Genomic DNA, 10,946 nt, shown 5'->3' with positions numbered 1-10,946 from the left:
CAAGGCGAGGAGGCCCGGGCCATGGCCGGAGAGCCGCAGAGCGACTGCCTGTTCTGCAAGATCGCGGACGGGGAGGTTCCGGCGACGATCGTGCGCGAGACGGAGACCACCCTCGCGTTCCGGGACATCAACCCGCAGGCGCCCACGCACGTGCTCGTCATCCCGCGCGTCCACTACCCCGACGCCGCCAGCCTCGCCGCCGCCGCGCCCACCATCGCCGCCGACGTGCTGCGCGAGGCCGGCGAGATCGCCGCGCAGGAGAAGGTCGACGGCAGCGGTTTCCGGATCGTCTTCAACACCGGCGCCGGCGCCGGCCAGACCGTCTTCCACGCCCACGCGCACGTCCTCGGCGGCCGCGGTCTCAACTGGCCCCCCGGATAAGACGTGTCCGTACGTGAACTCGTCGTGCTCGGGACCGCGAGCCAGGTCCCGACCCGGCACCGCAACCACAACGGCTACCTGCTGCGCTGGGACGGCCAGGGCATCCTGTTCGATCCGGGCGAGGGCACCCAGCGCCAGATGCTGCGCGCGGGGGTCGCGGCCCACGACATCGACCGGATCTGCGTCACGCACTTCCACGGCGACCACTCCCTGGGCCTGGCCGGCGTGATCCAGCGGATCAACCTCGACCAGGTCCCGCACCCGGTCACCGCGCACTACCCGGCGAGCGGGCAGCGGTTCTTCGAACGGCTGCGGTACGCGACCGCCTACCGCGAGACGGTGAAGCTGAGGGAGGCCCCGGTGGCCGCCGACGGGCCCCTCGCGGTGACCGACGCGTACTCCCTGGACGCGTACAGGCTCTCGCACCCCGTCGAGTCGTACGGCTACCGGATCACCGAGCCCGACGGGCGCCGCATCCTGCCCGAGCGGCTCGCCGCGCACGGGATCAAGGGCCCGGACGTCGGCCGCATCCAGCGTGAGGGCGTCCTGAACGGCGTGACGCTCGAAGAGGTCAGCGAGGTCCGGCGCGGGCAGCGGTTCGCCTTCGTCATGGACACCCGGCTCTGCGACGGCGTGCACGCCCTCGCCGAGGGCGCCGACATGCTCGTCATCGAGTCGACCTTCCTCGACGAGGACGTCCGGCTCGCCGCCGACCACGGCCATCTGACGGCCGGACAGGCCGCCGCGGTCGCCCGCGACGCGGGGGTGCGGCACCTCGTCCTGACCCACTTCTCGCAGCGGTACAACGATCCCGCGGAGTTCGAACGGCAGGCGAGGGCCGCCGGGTTCGACGGCGAGCTGAGCATTGCCCAGGACCTCATGCGGGTCCCCCTACCGAAAAGATAGATCCATGCCCCTCCCCAAGGCCGAACTCCACCTCCACATCGAAGGCACCCTCGAACCCGAGCTGGCGTTCGCGCTCGCCGCGCGCAACGGCGTCACCCTGCCGTACGCGGACACCGAGGAGCTCCGCAAGGCGTACCTCTTCAGCGATCTGCAGTCCTTCCTGGACCTGTACTACGGGCTGATGGCCGTCCTGCACACCGCCGACGACTTCACCGAGCTCGCCGACGCCTACCTGACGCGGGCGGCCGCGCAGGGCGTGCGGCACGCGGAGATCTTCTTCGACCCGCAGGCGCACACCGCCCGCGGCGTGCCGATCGGGACGGTCGTCGAGGGGCTGGCCCGAGCCCTCGACCGGGCCGAGGAGCGGCACGGCGTCTCGACCCGGCTGATCATGTGCTTCCTGCGGGACGAGTCCGCCGAGTCCGCGATGGCGACGCTGGAGGCCGCGAAGCCGTACCTCCACCGGATCACCGGCGTGGGTCTGGACTCCGCGGAGGTCGGCCACCCGCCGTCGAAGTTCCGCGAGGTGTACGCGGCGGCGGAGGCGCTCGGTCTGCGCAAGGTCGCCCACGCGGGCGAGGAGGGCCCGCCGGCGTACATCCGCGAGGCGCTGGACGTCCTCGGCGTGGAGCGGGTCGACCACGGGCTGCGCTGTGTGGAGGACCCCGAGCTGGTGGAGCGGCTCGTGCGCGAGCGGGTGCCGCTCACGCTCTGCCCGCTGTCGAACGTCCGCCTGCGGGCGATCGACGTCCTGGAGGACCACCCGCTGGCGGCGATGCTGGAGGCCGGTCTCGTCGCGACGGTCAACTCCGACGACCCGGCGTACTTCGGCGGCTACGTGGGCGACACCTTCGACGCGGTCCGTGGTGCGCTGGGGCTCGACCGGGAGCAGCTCCGGACGCTGGCCCGCAACTCCTTCGAGGCGTCGTTCCTGGACGACGACGAGGAGCGCAGGGCGCGGTACCTGGCAGAGGTCGAGGCGTACGACTTCGACGCGGAGTAGGACGGGCGCGGGACGGCGCGTCCCGGGCGGGGGCGTCCCCGCCCCGGGGCGTCCCGGTCCGAAATGCCCGGCGGGGGCGTGCCCGTCGGGCGCGTCCCGGTCTGACGGAACGCAGGCCGTGCCGGCCTTCAGCCCCGGTCGCTCGGGCGGGCCAGCCGGAAGGCCCGGCGGTCGGCGCGGCGACGGGAGGGGACCGGGATCTCGGTGACCTCCTGCTCCGGCGCGCCCATCTGCGGGACGAGGCCGGTGGCGGCCGTCGTCGTGCCCGCGAGCACCGCCGCGGGGGCCCCGCCGCGCCGCCGGACGGAGCCGGGGACCAGCGGGCGCCCCGAGGTGTGCAGGGCCACCGCCGTCATCGGTCCCGCGACCAGCAGGAGCAGGGCGCAGAGCACCAGGCCCATGCCCGGGTACCCGGCCCGCTCCGACAGGACGCTGCCGACGACAGGACCGCAGGCCACGCCGAGGGAGGACGCCGAGCCGACCAGCACGGCCCAGCGGCCGCGCGGGTCCAGGGAGGCGGCGAGGCCCAGCAGGTACGACAGGACGACCGGGTAGAAGAGGTTCCACAGGATCTCGCCGGTCGCGAAGGCCGGCAGGCTCCCCGCGCGCGAACTCAGCAGCACGCAGCCCGCGATGATCGCGGTACCGGCCCCGATCGGCACCGCGCGGCCGAGCCGCGAGCCGAGCGCCCCGGCCGCCGTGACACCCGCCAGCCCGGCTCCCAGCGCCACCGCGAAGACCGCCCCGACGGTGACCTCGCCGAGTCCGGCCTGGGTGAGGCCGATCCGCCCGCTCACGCCCCACAGGGCGTTCTGCGCCATGGACCAGAGCAGGATCGCGCCGGCGAGCACGAGGCCCGAACGCCGGTGGGGGAGAGGCGAGCCGCCGCCCGGTGTCTCCGCGTGGCGGTCGGCCCTGCCCGGCGTCCGCGCGTACCGGCCGGCTCGCCCGGCCCCGTCCGCCAGGCCGCTCGTCAGCGGCCACACCAGGGCCGCCGCCAGGGCGATCGACGCGAACGGCAGGGCGTGGCCGCCGCCGAGGTGGGGCAGGGTGAGGTAGAGCGCGCCGGCCGTGGCCGAGACCGAGAGCAGGCCCAGCGTCGACGCCCGGTGCGGGTCCTGCCGGGCCGCGATGCCCGCCGCGGCCACGGCCAGCGTCGTGCCCGAGCCGAAGCCGCCGACGACCGCGCCGCCGATCACCAGCGGAACGCTCGTGGTGAGCGCGGCCGCGCCGTAGCCGGCGCACATGGCGAGCAGCCCCGCCCGCGCCGCGCGGCGCGGACCGAGGCGCTCCACGCGCGAGGCCAGGGTGAAGCCGGCCGAGGCGGAGGCGAGGAGGAGGACCGATCCCACCAGGCCGGCCTGGGCCGGGGTGAGACCGAGTCCGGCGGAGAGCCGGCCGACGACGGTCGGCAGCAGGTACGGGGCGAGATAACCGGCCGTGAACAGGGCGACGAGGGGCCCCAGGGCACGCGGGCGCGACAACATGGGCGTTCCAGGGAACAAAAAGCGGAGAGGGGGAGGAGCGCCCGGTGTTGCACGGGATCGCGGGACATGTGTATCAAGCAACAGAGGGCGCGGAGAAGCCCGGACAGGCCCAAATCCACCCCATCGTCCTGTGATCTGGGTCACTATGGGTTTGGGGCCGGATTCCCCGGGTAGACGAGCGCGATTTCCTGGCTCCGTCACCCCCGTCCCCCGACCCCCATCGGGCACACTGACCTGATCCGCACCACGTTCGGGGAGGCCGCCGTGAGCACAGCAAGGGGAGACCAGCAACACGACGCCGGGGTCGACCCGTTGGTGCGCCTGCGCGAGCCCACCGACCCCCAGTGCGACGTCTTCCTCACCGGCACGGTCTTCCTCGACATCATCTTCACCGGCCTCGACAGCGCCCCGGTGCGCGGCACCGAGTCCTGGGCCCGGGGCATGGGCTCCAGCCCCGGCGGCGTCGCCAACATGGCCACCGCCCTCGCCCGCCTCGGTCTGCGCACCTCGCTCGCCGCCGCCTTCGGGGACGACCACTACGGCGAGTACTGCTGGGACGCCCTGGAGCAGGGCGAGGGCATCGACCTGTCGCTCTCCCGCACCGTGCCCGGCTGGCACTCCCCGGTCACCGTCTCCATGGCGTACGAGGGCGAGCGCACGATGGTCTCCCACGGCCACGAGGCGCCGCCCCTGGACGGCGCCCTGCCCGCCTACCCGCCGTACGCCCGGGCCGCGGTCGCCTCGCTGGTGCCGGGGCGCGGCGAGGAGTGGGTCGCGCAGGCAGCACGCGGCGGCGCGAAGGTCTTCGCCGACGTGGGCTGGGACGACACCGGCCGCTGGGACCTGAACGGCCTCACCGACCTGGAGCACTGCGAGGCGTTCCTGCCCAACGCGCAGGAGGCCATGCGGTACACCCGCACCGACTGCCCCCGGGCCGCCGCCCGCGCGCTCGCGGACAAGGTCCGTTACGCGGTGGTCACCCTGGGTGCGGAGGGCGCCTACGCGGTCGACGGGGCCACCGGCGAGACCGCGGAGGTGCCCGCCATCGAGGTCTCCGCCCTCGACCCGACCGGTGCCGGTGACGTCTTCGTGGCCGGATTCGTCACCGGGACGCTCGCGGGCTGGCCGCTCGCCGACCGGCTGGCCTTCGCGGGGCTCATCGCCGCGCTGTCGGTGCAGGAGTTCGGCGGCTCCCTCTCCGCGCCGGGCTGGGGCGAGGTCGCCGCCTGGTGGGAGCACGTCCAGGAACACGTCTGCCAGGACCCGGAGGCCCTGCGCGGCCGCTACGCCTTCCTGGAACCCCTCCTCCCCGCGGCGACCCGCCCCTGGCCGCTGCGCCGGGCGGTCCCGACGATCGGCTTCCGGGCCGCGCACTCGTAAAAGCCTTCGGCCTTGTCAGTGACAAGTCGTAGGCTTGTAGCCCAGAGGTTGTCGAGCAGCGAGAACCCTGCAACAGGAGGTATGTGCAGGCCACAGTGCCGGCCCATGACTCAGACACCCACAGCCCCCAAGGGCGCGCCGGGCGAGGCCCGCGCCCACTTCACCGTCCCCGCCAAGCATCCGATGGTGACCGTTCTCGGCTCCGGTGACGCGCTCCTCCGCGTGATCGAGAAGGCGTTCCCGAAGGCCGACATCCATGTCCGGGGCAACCAGGTCAGCGCGGTGGGCGAGGCGGCGGAAGTCGCTCTGATCCAGCGCCTGTTCGACGAGATGATGCTGGTGCTCCGCACCGGACAGCCGATGACGGAGGACGCAGTGGAACGCTCGATCGCCATGCTCAGGGCGAGCGAGAACGGCAAGGCGGAGGCAGGCCAGGAGACCCCGGCCGAGGTGCTGACGCAGAACATCCTCTCCAGCCGCGGCCGCACCATCCGCCCCAAGACCCTCAACCAGAAGCGGTACGTCGACGCGATCGACAAGCACACGATCGTCTTCGGCATCGGCCCCGCGGGTACCGGCAAGACCTACCTGGCCATGGCCAAGGCGGTCCAGGCCCTGCAGTCCAAGCAGGTCACCAGGATCATCCTGACCCGGCCGGCCGTCGAGGCCGGCGAGCGACTCGGCTTCCTGCCGGGCACGCTCTACGAGAAGATCGACCCGTACCTGCGGCCGCTGTACGACGCGCTGCACGACATGCTCGACCCCGACTCGATCCCGAAGCTGATGGCCTCGGGCACGATCGAGGTCGCGCCGCTGGCCTACATGCGAGGACGCACGCTCAACGACGCGTTCATCATCCTCGACGAGGCGCAGAACACGAACCCCGAGCAGATGAAGATGTTCCTCACCCGCCTCGGCTTCGAATCGAAGATCGTCATCACCGGTGACGTCACCCAGGTCGACCTCCCCGGCGGGACCAAGAGCGGCCTGCGCCAGGTCCGGGACATCCTCGACGGCGTCCCGGACGTCCACTTCTCGATGCTCACGTCGCAGGATGTCGTCCGGCACAAGCTCGTCGGCCGTATCGTCGACGCGTACGAGCAGTACGACAGCCGCAACGGGAAGTAGCGCAGAAGCACCATGTCGATCGACGTCAACAACGAGTCCGGAACCGAGGTCGACGAGCAGTCGATCCTCGACATCGCCCGCTACGCCCTGGCGCGGATGCGGATCCACCCGCTCTCCGAGCTGTCGGTGATCGTGGTGGACGCGGAGGCGATGGAGCAGCTCCACATCCAGTGGATGGACCTGCCGGGCCCGACGGACGTCATGTCCTTCCCGATGGACGAGCTCCGCCCGCCGGCGAAGGACGACGAGGAGCCCCCGCAGGGGCTCCTCGGCGACATCGTGCTCTGCCCCGAGGTCGCCACCCAGCAGGGGAAGGACGCGCCGACGCAGCACTCCATGGACGAGGAGCTCCAGCTCCTCACCGTCCACGGAGTGCTGCACCTGCTCGGCTACGACCACGAGGAGCCCGACGAGAAGGCCGAGATGTTCGGCCTCCAGGCGGCCATCGTCGACGGCTGGCGCGCGGACAAGGGCCTGACCGGCCCGTCCCCGGCGCCGACCGTCTCCTGAGCCCCCGATGAACGCATCGCTGATCCTCGGCGCGGTCGCCCTCGTGATCGTCGCCTGGCTGGCCGCCTGCGCCGAGGCCGGTATCGCGCGCGTCTCCAGCTTCCGCGCCGACGAGGCCGTCCGGTCGGGGCGGCGCGGCGCCGAGAAGCTCGCCCAGGTCGCCGCGGACCCGACCCGCTACCTCAACGTGGCGCTGCTCGTGCGCGTCTCCTGCGAGATGGCGGCCGGGGTCCTCGTCACGTACGCCTGCCTGGAGGAGTTCCCGGAGACCTGGGAGGCGCTGCTCGTCGCCATCGCGGTGATGGTGCTGGTGTCGTACGTGGCCGTCGGCGTCTCGCCGCGCACCATCGGCCGGCAGCACCCGCTGAACACGGCGACCGCCTCCGCGTACGTCCTGCTGCCGCTGGCCCGGATCATGGGCCCGATCCCGCAGCTTCTGATCCTCATCGGCAACGCGCTCACTCCCGGCAAGGGCTTCCGCAAGGGCCCCTTCGCCTCGGAGGCCGAGCTGCGGGCCATGGTCGACCTCGCCGAGCAGGAGTCGCTGATCGAGGACGATGAGCGCCGGATGGTGCACTCCGTCTTCGAGCTCGGCGACACGCTCGTACGCGAGGTCATGGTGCCCCGCACCGACCTGATCAGCATCGAGCGGTTCAAGACCGTCCGTCAGGCGCTCACGCTCGCGCTGCGCTCCGGCTTCTCGCGGATCCCCGTCACGGGTGAGAACGAGGACGACATCGTCGGCATCGTGTATCTGAAGGACCTGGTCCGCAAGACGCACATCAACCGCGACGCCGAGGCCGACCTGGTCTCCACGGCGATGCGCGCGGCCGCCTTCGTGCCGGACACCAAGAACGCGGGCGACCTGCTGCGCGAGATGCAGCAGGAGCGCAACCACGTCGCCGTCGTCATCGACGAGTACGGCGGCACGGCCGGGATCGTCACGATCGAGGACATCCTGGAAGAGATCGTCGGCGAGATCACCGACGAGTACGACCGTGAGCTGCCGCCGGTCCAGGAACTGGGCGACGCCCGCTACCGCGTCACCGCCCGCCTCGACATCGGCGACCTCGGCGAGCTGTACGGCTTCGGCCCGGACGAGTACGACGACGAGGACGTGGAGACCGTGGGCGGACTCCTCGCCAAGGCGCTGGGCCGGGTGCCGATCGCGGGCGCCAAGGCGAAGGTGGAACTGCCGGACGGCCGGATGCTGCGGCTGACCGCCGAGTCCCCGGCCGGCCGACGGAACAAGATCGTCACCGTGCTCGTGGAACCGGAGGAGAAGCCGGAATGACCCCCGACCAGTTGCGCGCCTTCTGCCTGGACTTCAACGACGCGACGGAGGAGTTCCCCTTCGGCCCCGACACCTCCGTCTTCAAGGTCGCGGGAAAGATGTTCGCCCTGGCCGCGCTCGACGGCCGGCCCCTGAGCGTCAACCTCAAGTGCGAGCCGGAGGAGGCCGTGCGGCTCCGCGAGGAGTACCCGGCCGTCGCCCCCGGCTACCACATGAACAAGCGCCACTGGAACACCGTCACGGTCGGCGGGCTCCCGGACCGGATGGTCCGGGAGCTCATCGAGGACTCCTACGACCTGGTGGTCGCGAGCCTGCCCAAGGCGGTACGGCTCCGCCTCGACCGGCCGTAGCGGGGTTCAGGACCTCCGCCGCAGCCCCAGGCCGATCAGCACCGCCGTCACGAGCACGATCGCCGCGTCCAGGGCGAGGACCGTGCGGACCCCTCCGTACAGGTCCTCGCCCGTGGTGGCGAGCACCCCGAGCAGCGGGATCCCGACGGTGAGGCCGGCCTGCTGGGTGGTGGTGACCAGACCGGTCGCCAGGCCCTGCTCCTCGTCCGGGACGCCGGAGGTGACGGTCACTCCGTACGAGATGATCGCGCCCAGATGGCACATGGACGCCAGCGAGACGCCGACGGCGGCGATGACCGCCCCCGACTCCGGGCCGATGGCGAGCAGGGTCGCCACGAACAGTCCCTGCCCCACGAGCGACAGGACCAGGACGCGGCGGGCGCCGAACCGGCCGATGACCTTCGGGGCGACCGTCCCGGCCAGCACGGACACGACGCCCTGCACACCGAAGACGAGGCCCGTGGCGAAGGCGGAGAGCCCCAGGGTCCCCTGCAGGTAGAGGGTCAGCGCGAAGACGACCGCGGACATCATCGAGAAGGTGACCAGACCGCCCAGATTGCCGAACGCGATCGTCCGCCGACGCAGCATCGGCAGCGAGACCAGCGGGGCCGCGTGCCTCGACTCGACGACCACGAACGCGCCGAGCAGCAGGACCGCGGCCGCCAGCGTCACCAGGACGTCCGCGCCGCCGAAGCCGCGTTCGGCGGCCGTCGACAGGGCGTAGATCAGGGCGAGCAGACCACCGGTCACGGTCACCGCGCCCGGCACGTCGAGCCGGGGCCGGTCAGGGGTGCGCGACTCGGGCAGCAGGCCGGGCGCGAGCGGCAGCACGATCAGGGTGAACAGCGCGAGCAGGCCCATCGTCGAACGCCAGCCGAGGGTGTCGGTCATGACGCCGCCGAGGACCATCCCGATCGTGAAACCGAGCGAGAGCAGGGTGCCCGAGATGCCGAGTGCCCGCTCGCGCTGCGGGCCCTCGGGGAAGGTGGTGGTCAGCAGGGACATGCCGGTCGGCACGATGGCGGCCGCGCCCAGGCCCTGCAGCGCGCGCCCGGCGAGGAAGGAGGCGGGGTCCCAGGCGAAGGTGGCGAGCAGCGAGGCCGCGCCGAAGAGCGCGAGACCGGCGAGGAACAGCTTCTTGCGCCCGTACAGGTCGCCGATCCGGCCGAACAGGAGCAGGAACCCGCCGGACGGCAGGGCGAAGGCGGTCACCGCCCACTGCAGCGCGGACGCGTCGAGACCGAGGTCGGCGCCGAGGACGGGCAGCGCCACGTTCAGTACGGAGAAGTCCAGGGCCACCATGAACTGGGCGGCGCACAGCACGAAGAGGATGAGCCGGGAGCGGCCGGTCAGGGCCGGTGGGGCCGGCGCCGGGGGAGTGAGGGTGGTTGCCATGGCAACCACCTTCGGCGGGCGGGAACAACCGAGGGGAGCGGGAACTTATCCTGTTGGTCGCACCACCAGGCATCCCGGGGGAGGAAGCACACGTGGCCACAGCGGTCGAGAGCAGGGACGCCAGAGGGCACCGACTGGCCCAGCTGCGCGAGTTCCTGATGAGCCGTCGGGCCCGGGTCACCCCGGCCGAGGCCGGCCTTCCGGACGGCGGCGCCCGTCGCCGTACGCCCGGCCTGCGCCGTGAGGAGGTCGCCGTCCTCGCGGGCGTCGGGGTCTCCTGGTACCAGTGGCTGGAGCAGGGCCGGGACATCACCGTCTCGCCGCAGGTGCTCGACTCGGTGGCGCGGGTGCTGCGGCTCAGCGGCGCGGAGCGTCGCCATCTCTACGTCCTCGCCGGGCTCAACCCGCCCGCGCCGGAGGTCGATCCGGAGGCCCGTGACATGTGCGCGGGGCTGCGCCGGCTGATCGACGCGTGGATGCCGTTCCCGGCGCACATCATGGACGCGTACTGGAACACGATCATGTACAACGAGTCGGCGTCCGTCGTCCTCGGGATGCGTCCGGAGATCTCGCAGAACTGCCTCGTCTCGTTCTTCACCGACCCCATCTACCGCTCCCGGTCGACCGACTGGCGACGGCTCGCCCCGCAGGTCGTCGCCCAGTTCAGGGCCGCGTGCTCGGAGTGCCCCGACGACGAGGGGTTCCGCGCGGTGGTGGAGGAGGCGAAGGCGGCGAGCGCCGAGTTCACCGAACTGTGGGAGCGGCAGGACATCTCCCCGGGCGGGCAGATCCGCAAGGCGATCGAGCACCCGCTCGTCGGCGTCCTGCACGTGGAATCGACGCAACTGCGGGTGCCGGCCCGCCCGGACCTGACGATCGTCATGCACACCGCGCTGCCGCAGGGCGACACCGCCGCGAAGCTGGAGTGGCTGGTGTCGCCGGAGGGGCGGCGCGGCGCGATGTACCCGATCGCGGGCTGATCCCGGGGGCCCGCACCCCGGAACCCGCGGGCTGATCCAGGGGGGCCTGCACCCCGGAACCCGCGGGCTGACCCGGGGGGCCCGTTCACAGGAACCTCACACCTTCCGTATATTCTCCACGCCATTCGATCT

Annotated in this window: 11 protein-coding genes; 9 read left to right on the top strand and 2 right to left on the bottom strand. The window is 72.2% G+C overall.

Going from position 1 to position 10,946, the window contains the following annotated elements; genetic code table 11:
• The first annotated feature begins 21 nt into the window (after positions 1-21).
• Genes AB0D99_RS24665 through AB0D99_RS24655 form a run of 3 tightly spaced genes read left to right on the top strand, consistent with a single transcriptional unit; the run spans position 22 to position 2,290 of the window.
• The gene (locus AB0D99_RS24665) at positions 22-381 is read left to right on the top strand and encodes a histidine triad nucleotide-binding protein (protein WP_362366207.1); all 360 of its coding nucleotides are present in this window, start codon (positions 22-24) and stop codon (positions 379-381) included.
• Positions 382-384: 3 nt separating this feature from the next.
• Positions 385-1,287: a ribonuclease Z gene (locus AB0D99_RS24660; RefSeq protein WP_362366126.1), complete on the top strand. Its 903-nt coding sequence runs from the start codon at positions 385-387 to the stop codon at positions 1,285-1,287.
• A 4-nt stretch (positions 1,288-1,291) separates the two neighbouring features.
• A complete protein-coding gene (locus tag AB0D99_RS24655) occupies positions 1,292-2,290 on the top strand; it encodes an adenosine deaminase (protein WP_362366123.1) in 999 nt (332 codons plus the stop codon).
• Positions 2,291-2,418: 128 nt separating this feature from the next.
• Here AB0D99_RS24655 and AB0D99_RS24650 read toward each other — a convergent pair whose 3' ends face one another.
• Positions 2,419-3,777: an MFS transporter gene (locus tag AB0D99_RS24650; protein ID WP_362366120.1), complete on the bottom strand. Its 1,359-nt coding sequence runs from the start codon at positions 3,775-3,777 to the stop codon at positions 2,419-2,421.
• A 264-nt stretch (positions 3,778-4,041) separates the two neighbouring features.
• Between AB0D99_RS24650 and AB0D99_RS24645 the strand changes: the two genes are divergently transcribed.
• From AB0D99_RS24645 to AB0D99_RS24625, 5 genes are all read left to right on the top strand, one after another.
• Entirely contained in the window at positions 4,042-5,157 is a 1,116-nt protein-coding gene (locus AB0D99_RS24645) for a PfkB family carbohydrate kinase (RefSeq protein WP_362366117.1), read from the top strand.
• Positions 5,158-5,262: 105 nt separating this feature from the next.
• Complete coding sequence (locus AB0D99_RS24640) at positions 5,263-6,285, top strand: PhoH family protein (RefSeq protein WP_362366114.1); 1,023 nt, start codon at positions 5,263-5,265, stop codon at positions 6,283-6,285.
• 12 nt (positions 6,286-6,297) lie between these two features.
• Positions 6,298-6,795, top strand: coding sequence for an rRNA maturation RNase YbeY (gene ybeY, locus AB0D99_RS24635; protein ID WP_362366111.1), 498 nt, complete (start codon positions 6,298-6,300; stop codon positions 6,793-6,795).
• Between the two features lie 7 nt (positions 6,796-6,802).
• Entirely contained in the window at positions 6,803-8,089 is a 1,287-nt protein-coding gene (locus AB0D99_RS24630; RefSeq protein WP_362366108.1) for a hemolysin family protein, read from the top strand.
• On the top strand, positions 8,086-8,439 hold the full coding sequence (locus tag AB0D99_RS24625) for an MmcQ/YjbR family DNA-binding protein (protein WP_362366105.1): 354 nt from the start codon (positions 8,086-8,088) through the stop codon (positions 8,437-8,439). Before AB0D99_RS24630 ends, AB0D99_RS24625 begins: the two co-directional genes overlap by 4 nt.
• Before the next feature lie 6 nt (positions 8,440-8,445).
• Here AB0D99_RS24625 and AB0D99_RS24620 read toward each other — a convergent pair whose 3' ends face one another.
• A complete protein-coding gene (locus AB0D99_RS24620; protein ID WP_362366101.1) occupies positions 8,446-9,834 on the bottom strand; it encodes an MFS transporter in 1,389 nt (462 codons plus the stop codon).
• 92 nt (positions 9,835-9,926) lie between these two features.
• Between AB0D99_RS24620 and AB0D99_RS24615 the strand changes: the two genes are divergently transcribed.
• Complete coding sequence (locus AB0D99_RS24615) at positions 9,927-10,814, top strand: helix-turn-helix transcriptional regulator (RefSeq protein ID WP_362366098.1); 888 nt, start codon at positions 9,927-9,929, stop codon at positions 10,812-10,814.
• Positions 10,815-10,946 lie beyond the last annotated feature (132 nt).

Source organism: Streptomyces sp. NPDC047971 (assembly GCF_040653355.1).
In the GTDB taxonomy this organism is placed as follows: Bacteria; Actinomycetota; Actinomycetes; order Streptomycetales; family Streptomycetaceae; genus Streptomyces.
This window is presented reverse-complemented; position numbering and strand designations above follow the sequence as displayed.